This window comes from Campylobacter sp. JMF_15 NE4 (assembly GCF_027737645.1).
GTDB lineage: Bacteria > Campylobacterota > Campylobacteria > Campylobacterales > Campylobacteraceae > Campylobacter_B.
Genome location: NZ_JAOVTY010000002.1, coordinates 256,983 through 279,284 on the forward strand (window position 1 = coordinate 256,983; position 22,302 = coordinate 279,284).

Annotated in this window: 21 protein-coding genes; 2 read left to right on the forward strand and 19 right to left on the reverse strand. The window is 42.0% G+C overall.

All coding sequences use genetic code 11. The features are described from left to right. Positions 1-2 precede the first annotated feature (2 nt). From OFN98_RS05640 to OFN98_RS05695, 12 genes are all read right to left on the reverse strand, one after another. Positions 3-2,135 carry a polyribonucleotide nucleotidyltransferase gene (locus tag OFN98_RS05640; RefSeq protein ID WP_270876635.1) on the reverse strand — a complete coding sequence of 711 codons (2,133 nt, stop codon included), beginning with the start codon at positions 2,133-2,135 and terminating at the stop codon, positions 3-5. Then, complete coding sequence (locus tag OFN98_RS05645; RefSeq protein WP_270858543.1) at positions 2,119-2,853, reverse strand: phosphoribosyltransferase family protein; 735 nt, start codon at positions 2,851-2,853, stop codon at positions 2,119-2,121. Before OFN98_RS05645 ends, OFN98_RS05640 begins: the two co-directional genes overlap by 17 nt. After that, a complete protein-coding gene (locus OFN98_RS05650) occupies positions 2,850-5,057 on the reverse strand; it encodes an LPS-assembly protein LptD (protein ID WP_270874348.1) in 2,208 nt (735 codons plus the stop codon). The genes OFN98_RS05645 and OFN98_RS05650 overlap by 4 nt, the downstream gene beginning before the upstream one ends. Positions 5,058-5,085: 28 nt before the next feature. Further along, positions 5,086-5,532, reverse strand: a complete 447-nt coding sequence (locus OFN98_RS05655; RefSeq protein WP_270873347.1) for an RDD family protein — start codon at positions 5,530-5,532, stop codon at positions 5,086-5,088. Between the two features lie 4 nt (positions 5,533-5,536). Further along, positions 5,537-6,784, reverse strand: coding sequence for a phosphoribosylamine--glycine ligase (gene purD, locus OFN98_RS05660; protein WP_270874349.1), 1,248 nt, complete (start codon positions 6,782-6,784; stop codon positions 5,537-5,539). Positions 6,785-7,002: 218 nt separating this feature from the next. Further along, positions 7,003-7,674 (reverse strand): uroporphyrinogen-III synthase, encoded by a 672-nt coding sequence (locus tag OFN98_RS05665; protein ID WP_270874350.1) that lies wholly within the window; start codon positions 7,672-7,674, stop codon positions 7,003-7,005. Next, on the reverse strand, positions 7,644-9,041 hold the full coding sequence (gene argH, locus OFN98_RS05670) for an argininosuccinate lyase (protein WP_270874351.1): 1,398 nt from the start codon (positions 9,039-9,041) through the stop codon (positions 7,644-7,646). The genes OFN98_RS05665 and argH overlap by 31 nt, the downstream gene beginning before the upstream one ends. A gap of 9 nt (positions 9,042-9,050) precedes the next feature. After that, positions 9,051-10,352 carry a CAP domain-containing protein gene (locus OFN98_RS05675; RefSeq protein ID WP_270874352.1) on the reverse strand — a complete coding sequence of 434 codons (1,302 nt, stop codon included), beginning with the start codon at positions 10,350-10,352 and terminating at the stop codon, positions 9,051-9,053. Continuing rightward, positions 10,327-11,910 (reverse strand): phosphoenolpyruvate carboxykinase (ATP), encoded by a 1,584-nt coding sequence (pckA, locus tag OFN98_RS05680; protein ID WP_270865768.1) that lies wholly within the window; start codon positions 11,908-11,910, stop codon positions 10,327-10,329. The genes OFN98_RS05675 and pckA overlap by 26 nt, the downstream gene beginning before the upstream one ends. Before the next feature lie 159 nt (positions 11,911-12,069). Then, positions 12,070-13,875, reverse strand: a complete 1,806-nt coding sequence (locus OFN98_RS05685) for a biotin/lipoyl-containing protein (RefSeq protein WP_270874353.1) — start codon at positions 13,873-13,875, stop codon at positions 12,070-12,072. A 37-nt stretch (positions 13,876-13,912) separates the two neighbouring features. Beyond that, a complete protein-coding gene (locus OFN98_RS05690) occupies positions 13,913-15,274 on the reverse strand; it encodes a TRAP transporter large permease (protein ID WP_270874354.1) in 1,362 nt (453 codons plus the stop codon). Next, positions 15,274-15,831 carry a TRAP transporter small permease subunit gene (locus tag OFN98_RS05695; protein ID WP_270867888.1) on the reverse strand — a complete coding sequence of 186 codons (558 nt, stop codon included), beginning with the start codon at positions 15,829-15,831 and terminating at the stop codon, positions 15,274-15,276. Before OFN98_RS05695 ends, OFN98_RS05690 begins: the two co-directional genes overlap by 1 nt. A 96-nt stretch (positions 15,832-15,927) precedes the next feature. Between OFN98_RS05695 and OFN98_RS05700 the strand changes: the two genes are divergently transcribed. Continuing rightward, a complete protein-coding gene (locus OFN98_RS05700; RefSeq protein ID WP_270874355.1) occupies positions 15,928-16,530 on the forward strand; it encodes a hypothetical protein in 603 nt (200 codons plus the stop codon). Between the two features lie 12 nt (positions 16,531-16,542). On the opposite strand, the gene OFN98_RS05705 is transcribed toward OFN98_RS05700, so the two are convergent. Together OFN98_RS05705 and OFN98_RS05710 are read right to left on the reverse strand one after the other, a co-directional pair. Next, on the reverse strand, positions 16,543-16,929 hold the full coding sequence (locus OFN98_RS05705) for a type II secretion system protein (RefSeq protein ID WP_270874356.1): 387 nt from the start codon (positions 16,927-16,929) through the stop codon (positions 16,543-16,545). A 45-nt stretch (positions 16,930-16,974) separates the two neighbouring features. Continuing rightward, entirely contained in the window at positions 16,975-17,751 is a 777-nt protein-coding gene (locus OFN98_RS05710) for a 3'(2'),5'-bisphosphate nucleotidase CysQ family protein (RefSeq protein ID WP_270874357.1), read from the reverse strand. Positions 17,752-17,896: 145 nt separating this feature from the next. Between OFN98_RS05710 and OFN98_RS05715 the strand changes: the two genes are divergently transcribed. After that, positions 17,897-18,574 carry a DNA alkylation repair protein gene (locus tag OFN98_RS05715; protein ID WP_270874358.1) on the forward strand — a complete coding sequence of 226 codons (678 nt, stop codon included), beginning with the start codon at positions 17,897-17,899 and terminating at the stop codon, positions 18,572-18,574. Positions 18,575-18,615: 41 nt separating this feature from the next. On the opposite strand, the gene OFN98_RS05720 is transcribed toward OFN98_RS05715, so the two are convergent. The 5 genes from OFN98_RS05720 to rplO form a co-directional block, all read right to left on the reverse strand. Then, the gene (locus tag OFN98_RS05720) at positions 18,616-19,497 is read right to left on the reverse strand and encodes an ABC transporter six-transmembrane domain-containing protein (RefSeq protein WP_270874359.1); all 882 of its coding nucleotides are present in this window, start codon (positions 19,495-19,497) and stop codon (positions 18,616-18,618) included. Between the two features lie 130 nt (positions 19,498-19,627). After that, on the reverse strand, positions 19,628-19,846 hold the full coding sequence (gene infA, locus OFN98_RS05725; protein WP_005869854.1) for a translation initiation factor IF-1: 219 nt from the start codon (positions 19,844-19,846) through the stop codon (positions 19,628-19,630). Positions 19,847-19,861: 15 nt separating this feature from the next. Further along, positions 19,862-20,629: a type I methionyl aminopeptidase gene (gene map, locus OFN98_RS05730; protein ID WP_270858558.1), complete on the reverse strand. Its 768-nt coding sequence runs from the start codon at positions 20,627-20,629 to the stop codon at positions 19,862-19,864. 1 nt (position 20,630) lies between these two features. Next, positions 20,631-21,896 carry a preprotein translocase subunit SecY gene (gene secY, locus OFN98_RS05735; RefSeq protein WP_270858559.1) on the reverse strand — a complete coding sequence of 422 codons (1,266 nt, stop codon included), beginning with the start codon at positions 21,894-21,896 and terminating at the stop codon, positions 20,631-20,633. Further along, complete coding sequence (gene rplO, locus OFN98_RS05740; RefSeq protein ID WP_270858560.1) at positions 21,896-22,297, reverse strand: 50S ribosomal protein L15; 402 nt, start codon at positions 22,295-22,297, stop codon at positions 21,896-21,898. Before rplO ends, secY begins: the two co-directional genes overlap by 1 nt. Positions 22,298-22,302 lie beyond the last annotated feature (5 nt).

Below are 22,302 nucleotides of genomic sequence, written 5' to 3' on the forward strand. Positions count from 1 at the left end.
TTTTACACTAATTCTAGTGAAATTTTACTACCTTTTTGCTCTGTTACGCGCACTCTAACCACATCGCCCGGTTTAAATGGAGTTGTGATAAATTTCGCTCTTAAAAGCCCATCTACGCCGTCACGAAGTGAAATAAATGTGCCAAAATCTAGCGAGCTTTGCACTACGCCGTCAAATTCCTCGCCGATTTCAAATTTTACCTCTTTGCGCTCGTGCCTATCGCCTCTATCAGCGCGCGGTTTGCGGAAATCTTTCGAATTTGAAACGATAGAGAGAATTCTCTCTTTTGCGCCATCGACGCCGTCTTTGTTCGCGCCTTGGATCTTAACCTCGCCTTTTTCGCGATCCAAATCAATGCTAACGCCGAATTTTTCGGTGATTTCCTTAATCGTTTTTCCGCCTTGACCGATGATATCGACGATTTTGCTAGGATCGACGCTGAAAATTTCGAGTTTTGGAAGCACGGCTTCGTTGATTACGATATTTGCGTTTGCTTCCTCCATTAAATTTAATATATGCGCCCTGCCCTCTTTGGCCTGCGCTAGCGCCTCTTTTAGCACTTCTAGGCTAATTCCGCCAAGCTTGATATCCATTTGAAGCGCGGTGATTCCGTCGTTGCTACCAGCGACTTTGAAATCCATATCCCCGTCGTGATCTTCTAAGCCCATAATATCAGTCAAAATCGCGTGTTTTTCGCCCTCAAAGATTAGCCCCATTGCGACACCTGCGACTAGTTTTATGGTTTTTACACCAGCTGCGCGAAGCGATAGTGCGCCACCGCACACTGAGGCCATTGAGCTAGATCCGTTACTCTCTAAAATTTCGCTTACTACGCGCATTGATTGAGGCGAATTTATATCAATGCTTGGGAAAATCGCTCTTTTGGCTAAATTTCCGTGCCCTAGCTCCCTGCGACCTGGGCTTTTTAGCGGGCTTGCTTCGCCTACGCAAAATCCAGGGAAGTTGTAATTAAACATAAATTTCTCAGCTATCGGCTCTGGGCTAGTTAGGCTATCGCTAAGCTGAGCGTCGCTATCCCCACCCAGAGTTGCCACCACCAAAGCCTGTGTTTGACCACGGGTAAAGAGGCATGAGCCGTGTGCGCGCGGCAAAATGTTTGTTTCGATTGAAATTGGGCGCACCTCATTTAGCGCGCGTCCGTCGGCTCTACGACGCTCTTCGATGATTTGAGTGCGTATGATTTGGCGTTTGTATTTGCCAATGACATTTGTGATGACATCTTTTTGCCACTCGTTTTGCACCGCGATTTCATCAGTTAAAATTTTATCTACGATTTTATTTAGCTCGGTTGCGCGCTCGCTTTTTGCCATTTGATTGATCGCCTCTTTTACGGCGTCTTTGTAGTTTTCGTCGATATATTTGGCGATATTTTCATCTTCGATTTCTGGTTTATACTCTAAATTTGCATCTGGTTTTTTAAGCGCTAAAAACGCTTCCTCGTATTTGCGTGAGCCCTCTTCGATAGCCTTAGCAGCGAAATTTATCGCCTGGGCTGTCAAATCCTCTGGTAGTTCGTTCATGCTTTGGACGCCATCTACGATTTGAGGGAGCGAGCGCATCTCAATCATCAAAAGCTCATCGCCCACGCCAGCTACATACAGATCAAGGGCTGATTTTTTAAGGGCTGAATTTGACGGATTTAGCACAAACTCTCCGTCTATTTGGCCTACTCTGACACCGCAAACAGGGGCTTTCATAGGAATATCGCTTAGATATAGCGCCACACTTGCCGCATTTAGGCTCACGACCTGTAAATCCACCTCAGGATCTGCTGAAAGGACATAAACTACGATTTGGGTAGGATAGGCATATCCTTTTGGAAAAAGGGGGCGAAGTGAGCGATCTATAATACGGCTAGTTAGCGTCTCAAAATCGCCCGGCTTGGTCTCTCTTTTGATATATCCGCCAGGGATTTTTCCCACGGCATACATTTTTTCGATATATTGCACGGTTAATGGCAAGAAATCTTCCTCTACCTGTCTATCTTCCCTAGCGACCGTAGCTAGCACCACGGTATCACCCACACGCATAAGCGCAGCACCCGCTGCTTGTTTTGCGACCTTGTCTATGTCAAAAATTTCTAATTGATTATTTACATCAATCTTGCACTGCATTGTTACTCTCCTTGTTTTCGTTTTTATCAATGTTTTTTTCTTTGTGAAATGGTAGGTAAAATTCGCAATTATTTAAAATTTGCATAATATCCTCGGCTTTTTCCTCTTTTTTCTCTTTGTAATAAAAATCCACATTTACAAAATCTTTTATTTTATGCACGGCGTATAGCCCATCTACCGCGGCTTCTATCTCTTCGGCATTATCAGTGCTAATAACCGGCGTAGCATAAAAAATCGTCTTTGCATTTAGTTTGATTAGGGTTTTTATACATGTCATCGTCGTAAGCCCACTCTCGCAACCCTCATCGACTAAGATTACATTTTTTCTAGCTAAATCAGGCAAAAGCGCGCCCTTGCGAAATTTATAGACATTTTTTAAAATTTTTTCCTCATATTTGCGGTTAGCCTGCCCATAAATATAATCCAAACTTATCCCAAAGCTTTTGACAAGTTCATCTATAAAAACTATCTCTTGCGTTTCGCTCACACAGGCTATCACGCACTCTGGATTATTTGGCGCATAAATCATCTCGCTAAATAAAAATTCATAGCTTAAATTTAGCTTTTCAGATAGTCTTTTTACCAAATAAATCGATGATAACGACTGGGCTATGATTAGGAAATTTTCGTTTTTTACCGCATTTGAGGGCAGAATTTCAGCTAGCTTTTCGGCTGCTTCTACTTCGTTTTCAAACATCAATTCCGCTCTTGGTATCATTGCGCTTCACCATACTCGGTATCAACCGAAAAATCATATCCAACCCCGCCAAATGGGTAGAAATTTACGAAAAAGTAAAATCCATGCTCTTTTTTAGCCCTGGTGTAATCAGCATTGCTCGTGTTTTTTGGCTCGATGTCTTCTTGATAGACGAAAGAGTAGTTCCAGCACTTTCTCGTATGCGTGATACCTAGCCTCCACATTTTTGAATACGACCTAGCCAAATCATACTCCCAGCGCCCGAAAATTTTGTTATTTCCCGGCAAATTCGCACTTAAATTTGCGATTGTGTAGTTATCTTTTTTGTAGCGTTTTTCGTTTTCGTCGCCGAATTGATCGTAGGTATAAGCATGACTTATGCTCGCGCTAAAATCAGAATTCGAGTAGTTTGCGTAGGTCTGAACCTTGCTAAAACTATCGTATTTGTGCGAGTATCTGAAACGATTGCCTAAATTTAGCCCATTTGCGAAATAAATATCAAATCTATGGTCGAAATTTCCCAGCTCTTCATCGTCAAAATCATAGCTTTGTTTAGCCGAGTGGCGGATAAATTTGCGCCCATTTTCATCGTAAAAATACTGCGTCATACCAAGGGCGATATTTTCGTGCGTGTATTCTTCGCCAAGCTCACCAAGGAAATTATCCTCCCAATACAGCGAATCTTGTAACCTTGCCAAGCGAGATTTGCGTAAATTTCCATTTTTTTCATCGTATTCGTATTGGTGAGATTTCAAAATTCTCTTATCAATCTCGCCCTTTTGCCAGCCAGGAATCCTTAAATCAGCCCTCCAATTCATAGTATGATAAAAGCTCTCATACGCCTTGGCCAAATCCGTAAATGCTGAAAATTCGGTATATTGATTGGCATAAAATGTGCTTTTATCAGCTTCTAGCTCGCCGTTTGCGTAGTAGTATTTATCGCTCCAATCTATATGCGTCATATACACACGCTCGCTCACGCTAAACCCCAAATAATCGCCCAAAAATTTATCGCTATAACTAAGCGGAATATCAAGCTCGTATTGGCGTGCGGTTACGCCTTCTTGGCGGGTGAAATTTCGCGCCTTTAAATCCACAGAGTAGAGCAAATTTGACACAAAGATATCATCGATAAATTTATGATATTGCGCAGTCGGTAGCTCTTGAACCGTATCGCGGTTTTGGAAGACGCTATCTTGGTTGAGCTTGCTAGTGTCGATATAATACCTGCCATAAAGCCCGAAATAATGGTCATCTGTCGTCAAATAATAATTTAGCTTAGAGGTTACTAGCGCGTTATCGTCCTCATCGACACCGCCTTTGCTCTTTAAATCATAGTATTCAAGGTCGTTTAATTTCGTAAAATCAATCCATAAATTTTCTTTGAAATTTCCGTCGATTAGATATCCTACAAGTTTGCTTCTATCGTATTCAATCTCGTATCCATGGTGTTTTTCGTTTTTATACTCTAAGCGTTCTTGGGCGTGGGTGAAATTATCAAACACACCGCCACGAATTTCGCCCCTTGAATACGGCGAATCCGCAAACCTAAATGTCCCATACACACCAAAACCACGGCGCGAACGAACCTGCGGGTCTAACTGCAAATCCCAGCTATCATACGGCGCGAAATAAATCGGCTGTTTGTAATACACGCCCTCATCGCCGATATATCCGCCCTCTGGTGGCAAGAGACCGGTTCTGCGGGTAGTATCAGTAGGCACGCCAAAATACGGCAGATAAAACACAGGCACATCGCCGATATAAAATCTAGGATTGAAAAGGTGTAAAAATTTGCTCTCTTTATTTAGCTTGCCACTGCTAAATTTGATTTTCCAGTCTGGATCATTGACATTACAGCTAGATACCACAGAGCCCTTGACACGGTAATACTCGCTATCGCTGCAACTCTCATCATTTTGCATCCAAAGCTCAGCGTCTTTATCCATCATAAAGGTCGCTTTGCCCTCTTGGGTATTGTTTTTCAAATCAATTTTAATGTATTCGGCTCTGGTGGTTTCGTTATCCCCACGCATAGCATTTACATTGCCAAAAAGCTCGATTATTTCGTTTTTTTCATCATAAGTGGCGCGATCGGCTGTGAGAAAATAGTCCTGTGAATACACGGTTACATTGCCTCTGGCTATGGTTAAAAAGCCGTTTCGCTCGACATTATCGGCGATTAACTCGACATTTTGCACCTTTGCGTTAAGCAAATTTGCCACTAACGCACCAAATGTTAATATTAAAATTTTACTTTTTTTCAATTTCTACCACCAAGGTTTTTGCTGCCAAATCCTGCAAACTCTGACGAAATTTCGTCCAAAATGCAAACAAAAATCCGATATAAAATGCTGTTTCACTAACAAGCCTAACGCCCGATCTAAACGCGCAAACGCCAAAGCTAAGCCTCTCGTTTTCGTCCCTAGCGCTGATGACTTTTATTTTTAGGGCTAATTTTCCCAAAGTCGCGCCATAAAAATATACAAAAATCGCGTGATATAAAAATTTCACCATTACTAGATAGGGCAAATACGGCGCAATTGCGTTATTTAGCGCCATTGGGTCGCTTCCGCTCATCTGCAAGGCCGCTAGCATTGGCTCGGAAGCCACGCTAATGAGCATAAAGGTAAAAAGCACGCCCATAATCACCTCATCTAAAATAAAGGCAAAAATTCTCTTAGGAAGACTAGCTAACACCTACTTAGTCCCTAAGTGCCTGATATGCGATATCGCTTCGGTGTTGAGAGCCTTCGAATTCTATATTTTTAACTAATTCATAGGCTAAATTTCGCGCTTCTCTGATATTATTAGCTACACCCACACTTACCAAAACTCTTCCGCCGTCTGCGTAAATTTCGCCGTTTTCTTCGCTAACGCCAGCGTAACAAATGTGAGTGTTAGCTGGAATTTTGCCTAAATTAATCTTTGTTTTTGGCGTAGATTTGTAAGGGTAGTTTTCGCTAGCACTTACGACACCAACGGCGAATTTATCGCGGAGTTTGATGTCTGTTAGCTTGCCAGTGGCTGCATCGTATAAAATTTGGCTTAAATTTTCGTCGATTAAAGGCATCAAAACCTCGCACTCAGGGTCGCCGAATCTGACATTGTATTCGAGCACATACGGCACTCCTTTTACAATCATAAGCCCCACAAAAAGCACTCCGCAAAACGGATTGCCGTCTTTTTTCATACCTCTTAGAGTCGGAGCTACGATTTCATTTTCGACCCTTTTTATCAGCGCCTCATCTGCTAGCGGGCTTGGGGCATATGCGCCCATACCGCCTGTGTTTGGACCCTGATCGCGGTTTAGCAATCGTTTGTGATCTTGGGCTACTGGCAAAGAGACGAAATTATCCCCGTCGCAAATCGCAAAAAAGCTAAGCTCAAATCCGTCTAAATACTCCTCGACAACCACGGTTTTGCCAGCGTCTCCGAAACTGCCTTTTAGCATTTCCCATGCCGCATCTCTGGCCTCATCGTGGTTTTGAGCGATTATTACACCCTTGCCTGCGCAAAGCCCGTCGGCTTTGACAACGACTTTTTCATCTAGGGTGTGGATAAATTTAGAAATTTCCTCGAAATTATCGCTGTTTAAAAATCTAGCGGTGCGGATAGCATTGCGAGCCAAAAACTCCTTCATATAGGCTTTTGAGCCCTCTAAACGAGCTGCCGCTTTACTCGGTCCAAAAATCACTAGACCTTTTGATTTGAATACATCGACAATGCCCTTTGTAAGCGGATCTTCTGGGCCTACAATCGTCAAATCAATCTTGTTGTCTTTCGCAAAATTTGCAAGTTCCTCAAAAGTTTTCAAATCCAAATTTTCGCCAAGTGCGCTAGTCGCGCCATTTCCTGGGGCAAAATATAGATTTGAAACATTTTTATCCTCTTTTAGTCTAAGTGCGATAGCGTATTCTCTGCCACCACTGCCGATGATTAAAATTTTCAAGGTAAAACTCCGTGTAAAAATAGCCCAAGTGAGCGTTGCGTGAAAAAGATTCGGCCTAAAACAAAGCCAATCTTGCAACTAGGACAAGCCCTTAGGTCGCAACCCGTAAGCTCAGAGCCTCAAACCGAGCCGCGTCACACCGGCAAATCACATCGTCGCCTACTAAAATATGTTAGACCCTCATAAATAACGCTGGCGCATCACCCAGGCAAGCGAAATTATATGTTTTTTTGCCTTAAAATACAAGCAAACGCCAAATCCACACACGCTTTTATGCTTTGATTTTCGCTGATTATGGGTGTAGTAAAATTGGATAAAATTTTAGCCGTGCTATTTCCTATGCAAATCGCCTGATATGAGCTATCCCAGCCAAAATTTGAGATAAAACTTTTCGCATTTAGTGGCGAAGTAAAAATTATCACGGAATTTGTGGCTGGTTTTTGCGAAATTTGGGCTTTTTTGGGCGTGTTTTCATAGCCGATTATATGGGTTAAATTTACGCCATTTTCGTGCAAAATTTGGGGCAAATTCGACACTCTGTCTTTGGCACTGATATAAAGCGCGCTTTTGCCCTTTAAATGCGCGGCAATCTCGCGCGCAAACTCGTCGCCATGAGAGTTTTGCGCTACGAAAATATTTTTGTATCCCTGGGCTCTTATCTCGTCAGCGCACGCCTTGCCAATGGCGTAAATTTGGATATCTTCGCTAAATTTGATACCATTAAATTTAAGCGCTTTTACCCCGTTTTTCGAGGTAAAAATAAGTGCGTCAAATTTGGAATTTATGCTAAATTTATGAAATTTTATCTCGCATAAATTTAGCCAAATCACCCTCTCATCGTCAAATTTAGTGTTTGAAACTAAATAGAGCTGCTCTTCTCGCCCAGCCACTTTTGCACACTCGCGATCTGCGCTAGCACGCTAGAACTGCTAGCCCCGCCGAAAGATTTCCTAGCGTCCATCGAAGCTTTTAACCCCAAAAATGCAAGCGCATCAGGCGTGATTCGCTCATCGACCAAGCGAAGCTCTTCCGCGCTCATTTGGCTTAGATCCTTGCCCGCTCTTTCTGCTGTGGCTACGCATTTTCCGGTGATGAAATGCGCCTCGCGAAATGCCACGCCCTTTTCTCGCACCAAAAAATCCGCCAAATCAGTCGCGCTTAAATGGCCACGCTCAGTCGCACTTAGCATATTTTTTTTGTTAAATTTGGCTGTTTTTAGCATTTCATTTAGGATTGCAACGCTCTCCAAAATAGCTTTTACGCTATCAAACACGCCCTCTTTATCCTCTTGCATGTCTTTATTATACGCGAGTGCAAGACCCTTCATAACGGTTAAAAGCCCCATTAAATTTCCATAAGCTCTGCCAGTTTTGCCCCTGATTAGCTCGGCTACATCGGGGTTTTTCTTTTGTGGCATTATCGAGCTTCCAGTCGAATACGCATCGCTTATAGTGATGAAGCCAAATTCGCTCGAACTCCACAAAATCAGCTCTTCGCACAGCCTTGAAGCGTGCATGAAAAATAGGCTAATGTTAAATAAAATTTCAAGGGCGAAATCTCTATCACTCACACCGTCCATAGCATTTTCCATAGGGGCATAAAATCCAAGCGCACTAGCCGTAGCGTGGCGATTTATGCGGTGCGGGGTGCCTGCAAGCGCAGCCGAGCCAAGTGGGCTGAAATTTCCGCGCTCGAAGCTTGAAACAAACCTTTCATAATCTCGCTTAAACATATAAATATAAGCTAGCAAATGAAAGGCAAGGCTTACAGGCTGGGCGTGTTGGAGGTGAGTGTAGCCTGGCATTAAAGCATCTGTGTGGGAGTTTGAAATTTCAAGCAAGGTTTTGATTAAATTTAAAATTTGAACCGAAATTTCGCGGTTTTTTCGCATTACAAAACGCCTGAAATCAAGGGCTACTTGATCGTTGCGAGAGCGCGCGGTATGGAGCTTACCGCCGATTTCTTTGCCTACAATTTCGCTTAGGCGTTTTTCTACCGCCATGTGGATATCCTCATCGGCGATTTTCCACTCAAACCTCCCCTCATTAATCTCGGCTAAAATTTGCTCCAAACCAGATTTTATCGCGCTAGCTTCGTCTTTGGTGATGATTCCTGCATCGCCTAGCATGCTCGCATGAGCGATTGAGCCTGCGATATCGTCCTCGTAAAGCTCCCTATCGAACATAATCGAAGCGTTAAATCTCTCCAAAAGCTCGCTACTAGCCTCACTAAACCTGCCTTCCCACATTTTTTTCATCAATAATCCTTAGAATAAATTTATAATTTTGCGTTTCAAACTAGAATTTTTTGGCTCGTCTGTTAGATACAATCTCACCACCCTGCCATTATCCGTGCTGATTTCGAGCTTGGCGCCCCGTTCGCCATTTACGCGCACCCTTAGCATATTTGTGGCGATATTTTGGATTTCGGGCTTGTCGATTGCGCCATTGTAGCTGGTTTTGTAGTTTTTGACCTCATCGTTGCAATCTTTTGGCGCAAAAAATATATCATAAAATTTACCGTTTTTTATGGCTAAATTCTCTCCACCACCGACTATAAAATAGTCATATTTTGGGGTTTGGGTAGTAAAATCCCAGCGAATTTTATCTTGCCTTTCGCCCTGTTTATAGCTAAATTCCGCCGTGTAAGTAGCGTCGAATTTAAACACTTCCTTGCTAAAAAGCGCGAATTGTTTGTCGTTAAAACGCCTATTTGGATCGCTTTTTTTATCCAAAATTTTAGTATCTTTAATCTCTGCTCCCTCGCTATCAAATAGCCTAAATTCGAGCATTTCCACAGATTTGGCTTGGGGGTGAAATTCTATGCTAATAGGATTTGCTGTAATCGCGCACTCTGGCACAGGATCAGGGAGCTCGTGGCTAAAAAAGGCAAGTGCTGGCTCTTTGTTTGGATAATGCGCGTAAGGCGTAGTATTTAGCGATCTGGTGCGCTCGTAGTTTTCGTTTCGTATGGCAAGGCTTTTGTTTTTGCAAAGCCCTATGATAAATTTGCCGTCCCCACTCTGGCTCTTTCCGCCACCACAAATTTCCTCTAAATACTCATTTCCCATTTCATAGACATAGGCAGATTTTTCGCCCTGCTCGTAGTATCCCACGCCAAGAAGATTTGCGTCAAATGTCAAAAATCCAAAACGATGATAAATCGCGCTTAATAGCCCATCAATTGAGGCTTTGATATCGTGGGCGTTGTAAGAGAGATTTTCTACAATCCCAGAGTTAAACCCTACCGCAAATGCGCGATCGCTTGGGGTTTTGCCGCTAAATTCAGCCCTTCCCTCGCTCTCATCGTGCGTGATTTCATCGTTTGTAACGACATATTTGGCGTGATTTAGCGCAGCCTTATCTAAAAGCGAATTTGGCGCAAATGGGTTTAAATTCGAGCTTTGGCGGATATAGTTTATGTAGTTTATCGGCGTATCATAAAAAGAAAAACCGCTTTTACTAGGAAGCGGTTCTTTTAAATTCGCAGGCTCGCCTTTGCAACCCAAAAACAAGCCCGCAGTGCCTAACAAAAGCCAAATTTTAAGCTTTTGGGCCGGCTTTTGCATACTCTACGCCCTCTTTGACATCTTCGTAGCGTTTGAAATTTTCTACAAACATTTTCGCTAATTTCTCGCGAGTTTTTGCGTATTCATCAGCATTTTCCCAAGTGTTGGCCGGATTTAGAAGTTTTGTCTCAACACCAGCTAACTCTTTTGGAACGGCTAGATTAAATTTTTCAAAATTTTCAAATTCGCATTTTGTGATACTTCCATCAAGGATTGCATTTATACAAGCACGAGTTGCTTTTATACTCATGCGTTTGCCAACGCCATAAGCTCCACCGCTCCAACCTGTATTTACCAGATATACATTTACGCCGTGTTTGTCGATTTTCTCGCCTAAAAGTTTTGCATAAACTGTCGGGTGAAGTGGCATAAACGGCTCACCAAAACAAGCACTAAAAGTCGCCACAGGCTCGGTAATACCGCGCTCAGTTCCTGCGACTTTGGCAGTGTAACCGCTTAGGAAATAATACATCGCTTGTTCTTTTGTAAGCTTCGCAACAGGTGGTAAAACGCCAAAAGCATCAGCGCTTAGGAAAATGATATTTTTTGGGTGTCCTGCGCTCAGGCTTGGTTCGTGGTTTGCGATATGCTCGATTGGGTAGCTTACACGGGTATTTTCTGTCTTGCTACCATCAGCGTAATCGACCTTGCCGTTTGCGTCAGCTACGACATTTTCTAAAAGCGCGTTGCGTTTAATCGCACCATAAATTTCAGGCTCTGAGCTTGGATCGAGATTTATACATTTTGCGTAGCAACCACCCTCGAAGTTAAACACGCCCTCATCGTCCCAGCCATGCTCGTCATCGCCGATTAGCGCGCGGTTTGGATCGGTAGAGAGCGTAGTCTTGCCGGTGCCTGAAAGTCCGAAAAATAGCGCAGTGTCGCCGCCAGCTCCGACATTTGCTGAGCAGTGCATTGACATTTTGCCCTCTAATGGTAGCCAGTAATTCATCATAGAAAAAATTCCTTTTTTCATCTCGCCACCATACCATGTGCCACCGATGACTGCGACATTTTCCTCGACATTAAAGATTACAAAAACATCTGAGTTTAACCCGTCTTTGGCGTAATCCTCATTTACGCATTTGCAAGCGTTATAAACCACGAAATCTGGGTGAAAATTTGCTAACTCATCATCGCTTGGGCGGATAAACATATTTTTTACAAAATGCGCTTGCCACGCTACTTCGGTTACGAAGCGCACGCTTTTACGGCTTTTTAGGCTAGCGCCACAATACGCGTCTTGGACATAGATTGATTTGTTTGAAAGCTGATTTTTGGCCTTTGCTAGAAGTTTATCAAAAAGCTCTTTGTTAATCGGTTGATTGATTTTGCCCCAGCTGATATATTTCGCGCTTGGATCTTGCTTTACAAAATACTTGTCTTTTGGGCTTCTACCTGTAAAAATGCCAGTATCGACCATAAAGGTGCCATTATCGCTTACCTTGCCCTCGTTTGCGCGTTTTTCGTGCTCGAAAAGCTCATCATAGCTAAGGTTATAAAAAATTTCTTTTTCGCCGCTAATTCCTAGTTTTTCAAAATCATTTGGAATTCTCATCTTAAATCCTTTTTTAAAAAATTATAAATAAGTAATTATATCGAAATTTGATTAACCTTTATTAGGATTGTGGAATTTGAAGTAAATTTATCGTTTTTGTAAATTTAAAAAGGGGCGAAACCCGCTAAAATCCGCCCCTGTGGTAGTTAAATTTAAAAGTTATTTTAAGTGGATTAGTGGCTCGCCCGCATCGACGCTTTGACCTTGGAATACCAAAATTTCAGCGACTTCGCCGTCTCTTGGGCTTTCGATGTTTATCTCCATTTTCATAGCTTCTAGCACGACTACGGTTTGACCAGCTACGACTTTTTCGCCAGGTTTGACTAAAATTTTAAACACATTACTTGGCAGGCTAGCCACGATATCATCGCTATTTGCAGTTGATTTCGCCTCAGTTTTGGCCTCGCTAGGCTCTGGCGCGCCAATGCTGACATTGTAGCTATCACCATTTACCAAGACCTTATTTCCGCTAAATTCCACTGCATAGGCTTTGCCATTGACATTAATGTCAAATTTATCAGATTTTGCCTTTTTCTCACTGCCCTCGCTAGATTCTTTTGCTTCGTTTTTGCGAATCATTACCTTGCCCTCGCCTTTTAAGAAGGCAATGCCCTTTTCACGGCACGCAAGAGCGATAAAAATATTTTCCTCGCTTGGCTCGATATTTTCATCTTCTAGCTGTTTTTTGGCATAAGCAATGCTCTTTGTCTCGTCTAAATCAGCCAAATCAACGGCATTTTTAGTAGTAGGCTCTAAGCCAAGCTGCTCGCTAGCTAATCTTACGACCTCGCTATCAGGGGCAACTGGGGTTTTGCCAAAGTATCCAAGCACCATTTTGCCGTATCCCTCAGCGATTTTTTTCCAATCTCCAAACATTACATTATTAAATGCTTGTTGGAAATAAAATTGACTTACGGGCGTTACACTCGTGCCATAACCGCCCTTTTCGACGACTTCGCGCATAGCTTTGATGACAGAGGGGAATTTATCCATGATTTTGTTATCGCGCATCATTTGCGTATTTGCAGTTAGGGCACCGCCTGGCATAGGCGAAAATGGGATTATCGGGCTTACCATTGTCGCTTCTGGTGGCAAGAAATAATCCTTCAAACAATCCTCCAAAACCTCTTCGTATTTTAAAATTTTCTCAGCGTCGAAGCCAAAATCAAAATTTTGCCCCTTTGTCGCGTGTAAAATCGTCAAAATATCTGGTTGGCTAGTTCCTCCGCTGACTGGATAAGCAGCTAGATCGATTCCATCGACGCCTGCTGCTAGGGCTGCTTGATAGCAAGCCACGCTAACGCCGGCTGTTTCGTGAGTGTGAAGTCTGATATGAATATCGTTTCCTAGGAGTTTGCGCGCTCTTCTTACGGTCTCAAAAACCTTTTGTGGGCTTGAAGTTCCGCTAGCGTCTTTGAAACAAACGCTATCAAAAGGAATTCCAGCCTCTAAAATTTTGCGTAAAATTCCAGCATAAAATTCAGGATCATGCGCGCCAGAGCAACGAGGTGGCAAATCCATCATAGTAACGGTAATTTCGTGTTTTAAGCCATGCGCTCTAATACGCTCGCCACTATATTTTAAATTTTCGACATCGTTTAAGGCGTCAAAATTTCGAATAGTCGTAGTTCCGTGTTTGGCAAAGAGTTTGGCATGCATATCTATCATTTCGCGCGAACCAGTATCAAGCGTAACGGTATTTACGCCTCTGGCTAGGGTTTGCAGGTTTGCCTCGTCTCCCACGGTTTCGCGGAATTTATCCATCATCGCAAACGCGTCTTCGTTTAGATAAAAATACAAACTCTGAAATCTAGCTCCACCGCCAAATTCAAAGTGTCTAATCCCAGCCTCTTTTGCCGCGCTCACTGCTGGCAAAAAGTCCTTCATCGCTACACGCGCACCAAAGACAGATTGGAAACCATCGCGAAATGTAGTGTCCATAACATCAATAAATTTTTTGCTCATGCTAACTCCTTTAAAATAATTCTAAATTCTACAATTTCTAGCCTAAAAAAGCTTTTAATCCAAAAATTTCTGGATAAATCGCAAGGGCGAAAAGAACTAAAATTTGAAGTCCGATAAACGGCAATACTCCACGATAAATGTCTGTCGTGCGCACTGATTTTGGCGCGACGCCTTTTAGGAAAAATATCGAAAATCCAAAAGGTGGCGTCATAAATGATGTTTGTAAATTTACAGCGATTAGTATCGCAAACCAAACTGGATTTATATTCATTGCTTCGACTATCGGGAATAAAATCGGCAAAATGATATATGAAATTTCAACATAATCAAGGAAAAAGCCTAAGATTATGATGACAATCATAGTTAGTGCGATAAATCCCCACTCTTTGCCAGGAAGCGCGTACATGAAATCCTCCACGACATAGTCCCCGCCTGTATATGAAAAAATCATAGAAAAGGCTGTGGCGCCCATTAAAATCATAAAAACCATGCCCGAAATTTTCACGCTTTGGCGAAGTGCGTCGTAAAGCAAAGAAAATGAAAATGTGCGGTATAAAAATGACAAAATTATCGCGCCCACACAGCCCACTGATGAGCTTTCCGTAGGGGTTGCGATACCGCCAAAGATAGAGCCTAGCACTAGCAAAATCAGCACAAAAACAGGCACGACATTTTTTAGAGCATTAAAAATTTGGCGAGCTTTGGTTTCATCATCGATTTTAGGAAGCCCGGGGGCGCAGTCTTTTTTGGCATACGAGATTATGAGGATAAAAACTATATAGAGCCCCACCAAAACGAGCCCCGGCACGATAGCTGCGGAAAATAGCTCGCCTACTGATACCGAAAAAACATCGCCTAAAATGATTAGCACGATTGAGGGCGGAATAATCTGTCCAAGCGTGCCAGAAGCTGCGATAGTGCCGGTGGATAGGGCTTTGTCGTAGCCGTATTTCATCATCACAGGCAGGCTAATAATACCCATAGCGATCACGCTAGCGCCCACAATCCCAGTCGTAGCCGCCAAAAGTGCGCCCACCAAAACAGTGCTAATCGCCACGCCACCGCGAACCCCGCCAAATAAAAACGCCATTGACTCCAAAAGCCTCTCAGCTAAGCGCGTTTTTTGCAAAATCATACCCATTAAAATAAAAAGCGGAACCGCGATTAGAAGCTGATTTTCCATAATCGAGTAAATTCGGTTTGGCATAAGAGAGAAAAACTGATTGCTCATTTCGCTTATAGCCTCTGTAAAAACCTCGCTTCCCTCGGCGTATTCCCACGCCTCACTCACGCCATAAATAAATCCAAAAATCACCGCCACAGCCCCAAATGTAAAGGCTACCGGAAATCCCAAAAGCAGCATAAAAAGCGCTGCGCCAAACATTATTATCCCTATCATCACACAGCCTTTGCACTAGAATTTTCGTCTAAAAATTCGCCGTGGTGGTTGTGGATTAGCAAATTTATATTTTTTATCAAAAACCCAAACGAATAAATAAACAAAAAGACATAAGATAGGCTAATAAATGATTTGATTATCCATAAATTCGTTAATCCGCCTGGATTTGGGCTGGATTCTTTGCTCTCGTAGGCTTCGAGCGCGAAATCTAGCGAAAAATACGCCACGAGCGCCACAAATGGCAAGATAAAAAAGATTGTGCCTAAAATATTGATAATCGCCTTTGTTTTGGGGCGAAATTTTTCATATAGCACATCGACCCTGACATGGGAATTTTGCTGTAAGGTATAGGTCGAAGAGAACAAAAACATCGCCGAAAACAGCCACCAGCTAATCTCTTGCATAGCCACAGAATTCGCGCTTGGAAAAAGATAGCGCGCAACGACATTGTAAAAAACGCAAAGGACTAAAAGGGCTAAAAAAACAATGCTAAAAAAACCTAAAATTTTCGCAAAACTATCGAAAATTTTTTCTAAAATTTGGAGATTTTTCCTCAAATTTGAACCTTTTTGTATTAAATTTCAAAATAAGCTTGCGATTTTATCGAAATTTAGCGCAAAAAATAATAAAATAACGAGCAAAAAAGGATAAAAATGGATTTAAAATTTAACAATAAATATTCTCGCAAATTTCTGCTATTTTGTGCGATTTGGGCGGGTTTGTGGGTTTGCTTTTCATACTGCTTTTTGCAAAATTTCTTGTTTATGTATCCTGAAATTTTCAGTGCTAGGCTTAGGTTTGATTTGTGCGTTTTAGCTCTGGGCGTGATTTTTGTGGCATTTAGCAAGGATAGCCTAAGCACGATTTGTGGGTATTTTTTGTGGTTTTATGGCGCGCTTGGCGGGCTAATTTGTGCAAAGAGCCTATCGTATCTGCACAAAGCAGTGCGCGCTAGTAGCGATATGGACGGCGTGATGAACTGCGCTGGGGCGAATAAATTTTTGAGTTTTGATTTAAATAAAATTTCGCTTTTTAAATCATATAATTCTTGCACTTTTGATATCCCCACGCCGCCTGCAAATTTCGAAATCAGCGGTATGCGCGCGAATTTAATTAGCGCCTATAATGATGGCTGGTATCTTTTTGTAAGCTCAAAAAGCCTAAGTTTGCCTACGCTTTGGTTTATTGTATTTGGATTTTTTGCTTTTGTCTGTGTTTTGGGAGTGATTTTGGGATTTATCAGGCGCAGGGGATAGCCCCTGCGTGAGTTATTGAACGATAATTAGCGCATCGGAGCTATACACATCTTCTAACGAAGACAATCCGCTCATCGCCCAGACCTTTTTGCATAATCCGTCATAGCCTTTTGTAAGGATAATTTGCTTCTCATCAACGATTTCATAAGTAGCACAAACATCGTTTCTAATCTTAATCGGGTTTGTAACATTTGTCATCGTTGCGATAGAAGAAGAATAACGCGCTTGCGATGTGTAATACGCCATCAAATCGCTAAGAGATGTCGTGATATTATTCATCGTTTTTACCATCTCTGCGTCGTCTCTGGTAGCAGCTAGTCTAGGGATAGCTACCGCCGCCAAGATACCCAAAATAACAATCACGAAAATTAATTCGATCATTGTAAAAGCCTGTTTCATTTTTTATCCTTTGATAAAAATTCTGTAACCGTATTCTACCACAATCTATAAATTTTTCGCAAATTCTACCATTTTTGATAATAAATTTATTGTATTTGCATCGACGACGATGTAGTGGTTATTTATCAGACTTTTGCCGTTATACATCGGAGCGACACCTGTTTTAAGGTCGATTATCGCGCCACCGCTTTGGTGGATTATAAAATCCCCAGCCGCGATATCCCACAGCGAACAATCGCTAAACCTACCATACGCGCTCGCCCCATTTTCCGCCATTACGCAAAATTTCAGCGCAGAGCCAAGCCTAGTAAATTCAAGCCCAAATTCCTCGCAAAACGGCATATATTTTGAGCCTCTGCCATTTCGGCCTATCATAAAGGTCTTTGGCGAATTTGGTTTTCGCTCAATTTTTTCGCCGTTTTTATAAACGATGCCGCCGCCATTAGAGCTATACACATCGCCGCTTACAGGCGATGAAATCACCGACAAAATCGGCCTTCCGTCCTCTATCAGCGCGATACAAACGCAAAATTCGCCATTTCGCGCGATGAATTCCTTCGTCCCATCAAGCGGATCGACTAGCCAAAACCTCTTTGCGCTCATGCGCTCATCTGCGCTCATCACGCTCTCTTCGGAGCAAATCGCAATCCCACTGGGTGCTAGCGTGCTTACAATCGCATCATTTGCAGCCAAATCCGCGGTTGTTAGCGGAGATTTGTCCTCTTTGACATAGACATCAAATTTCTCATAATGCTCCATAATCGCCTTGTTTGCGCGCTTTGCCGCAACCACGGCTAAATTCAAAAGTTCATCTTTATTCATTTTCGCCTCCAAAAAATAAGCGGTAAGAATTGTTGTAATCGTAGAATTGAAAGATTTGGTATTTTAGCACAACGAAGCTTTAAAAAAGCTAGATTAAATTTTAAGGGCAAAATTTATAAAATTTTTGCAAATTCAAGGGGCAAAAATGGAAATTTTAGAGAATTTGCGAAATTTAAGCGATGAAAAATACGCCAAATTTAGCGCGAAAATTCTGCCTGGGGCGCGAATTTTGGGCGTGAAAATGCCACATTTACGCGCGCTTGCAAAGCAGGTTTTGCGCGAGCAAAGCGAGGGTGAAATTTTAGAATTTATCCGTGCCAAGGGCGAATTTAGCGAAGAAATGACATTAAAGGCTATTTTGATAAATTCGCTAAAAATCAGCGAAAAAAATCGCATGAATTTGGCGCGAGATTTTATTCCTCGTATCACAAACTGGGGCGTTTGCGATACATTTTGCACCAAACGCAAAAACGATTTAGAGCTTTGGCGGGGATTTACGCTTGGGTTTAGGGAGGCTAGGGGCGAGTTTGAGAAGCGGTTTTTTTATGTAAATTTGCTGGTAAATTTCGTAAATTCGCGGAATTTGGCGCTTTTGCTAGATACTGCGCGCGCTGAGCGAAGCGAGAAATACTATGTCCAAATGGGGGCAGCGTGGGCGCTGTGCGAATTCGCCGTGAAATTTGAGCGTGAAATTTACGAGTTTTTGCAGGGGTATGAAAACGAAAAAATCAAAAATCTTGCGATTAAAAAAATCTGCGAAAGCCTGCGTTTCACCGAGCAAAGTAAGACAAAATTTAAGGCATTAAAATCCGCGAAATCCTAAATTTCGCGGAAATTTAATTTATCAAAATTTCAAATTTCTTTTCAATCTTGCTTATTTGTTTCGTTGTCGTTTTCTAGCGCATTTACCCTTTTGCCGATGTCTTTGAGCTGCGAAAACTCTTCGATTAGGCGCGGTGCGTCATCTAGGCTAATCGCAAAAGTCCAAATATAATTCATCACCGTAAAAATATACCCAGCGTCTGTTTGTTTGACCGCCAAAAGATAAGCTGCCAAACTAAACGCTAGCGCACAAATCGAGCCTACGATGAGATAGCCAATCGCCTCGCGGTTCGAGATAGCTATGCGAATACGCGAAAGCAAATCGTAGTGGCGCAAAACGGCGATAGGGCTGCCTTTTTCTATGAGATTTACCTCGTTTTCGTTGCGGTTGTTTAGCTTCAAATAAAATCTATCGTTTTTGCGAATATATCGTGGCAAAAAGGGTGCTAAAACAGCGATTATGATTAGACAAAAGCTCGCTACAATCGGCTCGTAAAAATATAGCATAAAAACACTTCCCAAAATCGAAACCACAGAGGTAAAAAGCATAGGAAAGGAGTGTTCGAAAAAATTTATAAATTCACGCGAAAGCGCGACGCGTGCGCTTGTTTGGCTCACGCTTGCGTTCGTGCTTCGTTCGTTTGAGATGATATTGACGACTAAATTTGCATAAATTTTGCTAAATGCGTAGGTGTCGATTTTGCGCCTAATAGCGCCCAAAAACCAAATTCCAAATATCACAAAAATATAAATTATCGCGATTTTTGCCTCGCCTGCTAGAATTTTATTTATCGCAAATCCGCCAAAAATCGGATAGAGCATAAAGGCCAAATTTTCCAAAATCACCAAAGAAAATGTAAAAATCAGCTTTTTGTAATGTTTCAACGCGATGAAAATAAGCGTTTTAAACGCGCTTTTTTGCATAAAAATTCCTAAATTTGAATTAAATCGCGCAAGTATAAAGGGGGAAATTTAATAAGATTTAAATTCGATTTTAATTATAAAAAAGTATCTAAAATTTAACTATGCAGTTAAATTTTAGACAATGCAAAATTTATTTGTAGCGATAAGTGATTCTGCCCTTATCAAGGCTGTATGGCGTAAGCTCGACTTTGACGCGATCGCCTGGCATGATTTTGATATAGTGCATACGCATTTTGCCTGCGATATGGCACAAAATCACATGCTTGTTATCAAGCTCGACCTTAAATGTCGCATTTGGCAACGCCTCGATTACATTGCCATCAATCTCAATGACATCATCTTTTGCCATTAAATTTTTCTCCTTTTAATCTTTCAAGCTTTTGCTTAGAATTTCGACTTTGTTATTTACCACAGCCAAACAATGCTCATAATGAGCCGTCCTAAGGCCGTCTTTGCTCGTCGTCGTCCATTTGTCTGCGCCCACGACTGGGGTGCCGTCTTTTTGGCAAATCATCGGCTCGATACAAAAGACCATGCCGTTTTTGATTTTTGGCCCTGATTTTGGATTGTTGCCCTCTAAATAATTTGGGATCTCAGGCTCTTCATGCGGTTTTTTGCCGATTCCATGCCCGCAAAATCCATATAGTGGCACATATCCACGCGCTCTGATAAATTGCTCGATAGCTAGGCATAGCTCTTTGAAGTGCATGCCGACCTTTATCGTATCGATAGCATGATACAACGCGTCTTTGCTACATGCGATGAGCTCTTCGTCTGATTTTGAAATTTTGCCAATCGGCAAAGTGCGCGCACTATCGCCGTAATATCCATTTAAGCGAGAGCCTAGATCGATACCTAGTATGTCGCCCTCTTTTAGGATAGTGTTATCAGGTATGCCATGGATTATAACTTCGTTTAGTGAAAGACAAGCTGCGTTTGGGAAACCATAAAGCCCTTTAAATGCTGGATATGCCCCCTTGCTCGTGATAAAATCATCGATTTTTTTATCCACTTCTAAAAGCGTCATACCGGGTTTTATGAATTCTTCCGCATAATCAAGGGCAGCGGCGACGATTTTATTCGCCGCCCGCAAACCCTCTAAATCTTTTTGATTTTTGAGTAAAATTGCCATTTTATAGTCCAACAGCACTTAGGGTTTGATATTTGTTCATATACACTTGCGCTTCGATTCTTCTCATAGTATCAAGTGCGACCGACACTACGATTAGCACGCTCGTGCCACCGAAATAAAATGGAACACCCATAAATTTGACTAGCAACCATGGAATAACAGTCACCAAGCCTAGATAAATCGAACCCCAAAATGTAAGGCGAGATGCAACATCATTTAAAAATGTCGCTGTGCCCTCACCTGGACGAATTCCGGGGATAAATCCACCTTGTTTTTTAAGATTTTCGCTGATATCTTTGGAATTAAACGCGATTGAAGCGTAAAAATACGCAAAAAATACAACTAAAATAAATGTCAAAAGATTAAAGAAATAGCTACTTGGATTGATAAAGTCAGCTACTTTTTGGACAAAAGAATTTGTGCTAGCAGTCAAAATCGTGCTAGGAAACATCAATACCGCACTAGCGAAAATCGGCGGAATAACACCGCTTAAATTTAGCTTGATTGGCACATAATTCATAATGCGTTTGTTTTGGTTCGCCATTAAAATTTTGCGAGGAAACGAGATTGGAATCCTGCGCTCGCCTAGCTCGACATACAAAATCGCCGCGATTGTAGCAAAAATAATTAAGGCGATTGCGATTAATTTTAGGATATTAAGTTCGCCGTTATTTACGAGCTGAACTGTGCCGCCGATCGCTGTCGGTATCGCGCTAACAATACCGGCAAAGATGATTAAGCTCGTGCCGTTTCCAACACCTCTTTGAGTAATCTGCTCGCCAATCCACATCAAAAGCATAGTGCCTACAAGCATAGAAATACACGAAATAAATATAAATTCGTTTGTATTTTCTGCCATGATAGCCTTCGCGCCATTTACGCCCGTAATGCCCTGCAAACCGATACTAACACCGATTGCTTGCACAAGCGCAATAGCGATTGTAGCGTAACGAATAATTTGCATATATTTTTGCATACCGTCGCGCTCTTTTTTTAGTTTGCCTAAATTTGGAAATGTAGCAGATAATAGCTCCATAATAATCGAAGCTGTAATGTATGGCATAATGCCCAGCGAAATGACGCTAAATCTTTCGACCGCGCCACCGCTAAACATATTAAACATACCAAAGGCATTGTCTTTGTTTGTATTGAAAAATTCTTTTATCACCTCAACATCAACGCCCGGCACTGGCACATAAGCCAGTAGCCTGAAAGCAAATAGAAAACCCAATGTAATGAGTATCTTGTTGCGAAGTGTTTTGTTCATTAGTTTTGTCCGCTAAATTTTACATTTTCGTCTTTTATCTTGCTAGCAAGATCTTTTGCACTTGCACCGATAAGTTTTACTACTTTTACAGAGCTAGACATTTTATGAACAGTTCTGATAGTATCAACTGTAATCTCGCTTAGCTCTTTTACAGCTGAAATTTTTTCTACATTGATTACATAAGGTTTTTCAAATCTTGAATAAAAACCAACTTTTGGTAATCTTCTTTGAAGTGGTTGTTGGCCACCCTCAAAACCTCTTTTTTCATGTGAGCCAGTGCGCGCAGTTTGACCTTTGCCACCGCGACCTGCTGTTTTGCCAAGACCGCTACCTTGACCACGACCTAGTCTTTTGGTGCTATGAGTAGAGCCTGGTGCTTTTTGAAGATTTTCTAATCCCATCTTAA

Excerpts from the sequence above, each read along its gene's own strand:
- OFN98_RS05640 (WP_270876635.1), bottom strand. The coding sequence starts at position 2,135 with ATGCAGTGCAAGATTGATGTAAATAATCAATTAGAAATTTTTGACATA.
- OFN98_RS05645 (WP_270858543.1), bottom strand. The coding sequence starts at position 2,853 with ATGATACCAAGAGCGGAATTGATGTTTGAAAACGAAGTAGAAGCAGCC.
- argH (WP_270874351.1), bottom strand. The coding sequence starts at position 9,041 with ATGAAAAAAATGTGGGAAGGCAGGTTTAGTGAGGCTAGTAGCGAGCTT.
- OFN98_RS05675 (WP_270874352.1), bottom strand. The coding sequence starts at position 10,352 with ATGCAAAAGCCGGCCCAAAAGCTTAAAATTTGGCTTTTGTTAGGCACT.
- pckA (WP_270865768.1), bottom strand. The coding sequence starts at position 11,910 with ATGAGAATTCCAAATGATTTTGAAAAACTAGGAATTAGCGGCGAAAAA.
- OFN98_RS05685 (WP_270874353.1), bottom strand. The coding sequence starts at position 13,875 with ATGAGCAAAAAATTTATTGATGTTATGGACACTACATTTCGCGATGGT.
- OFN98_RS05690 (WP_270874354.1), bottom strand. The coding sequence starts at position 15,274 with ATGATAGGGATAATAATGTTTGGCGCAGCGCTTTTTATGCTGCTTTTG.
- OFN98_RS05700 (WP_270874355.1), top strand. The coding sequence starts at position 15,928 with ATGGATTTAAAATTTAACAATAAATATTCTCGCAAATTTCTGCTATTT.
- OFN98_RS05705 (WP_270874356.1), bottom strand. The coding sequence starts at position 16,929 with ATGAAACAGGCTTTTACAATGATCGAATTAATTTTCGTGATTGTTATT.
- OFN98_RS05710 (WP_270874357.1), bottom strand. The coding sequence starts at position 17,751 with ATGAATAAAGATGAACTTTTGAATTTAGCCGTGGTTGCGGCAAAGCGC.
- OFN98_RS05715 (WP_270874358.1), top strand. The coding sequence starts at position 17,897 with ATGGAAATTTTAGAGAATTTGCGAAATTTAAGCGATGAAAAATACGCC.
- OFN98_RS05720 (WP_270874359.1), bottom strand. The coding sequence starts at position 19,497 with ATGCAAAAAAGCGCGTTTAAAACGCTTATTTTCATCGCGTTGAAACAT.
- infA (WP_005869854.1), bottom strand. The coding sequence starts at position 19,846 with ATGGCAAAAGATGATGTCATTGAGATTGATGGCAATGTAATCGAGGCG.
- map (WP_270858558.1), bottom strand. The coding sequence starts at position 20,629 with ATGGCAATTTTACTCAAAAATCAAAAAGATTTAGAGGGTTTGCGGGCG.
- secY (WP_270858559.1), bottom strand. The coding sequence starts at position 21,896 with ATGAACAAAACACTTCGCAACAAGATACTCATTACATTGGGTTTTCTA.
- rplO (WP_270858560.1), bottom strand. The coding sequence starts at position 22,297 with ATGGGATTAGAAAATCTTCAAAAAGCACCAGGCTCTACTCATAGCACC.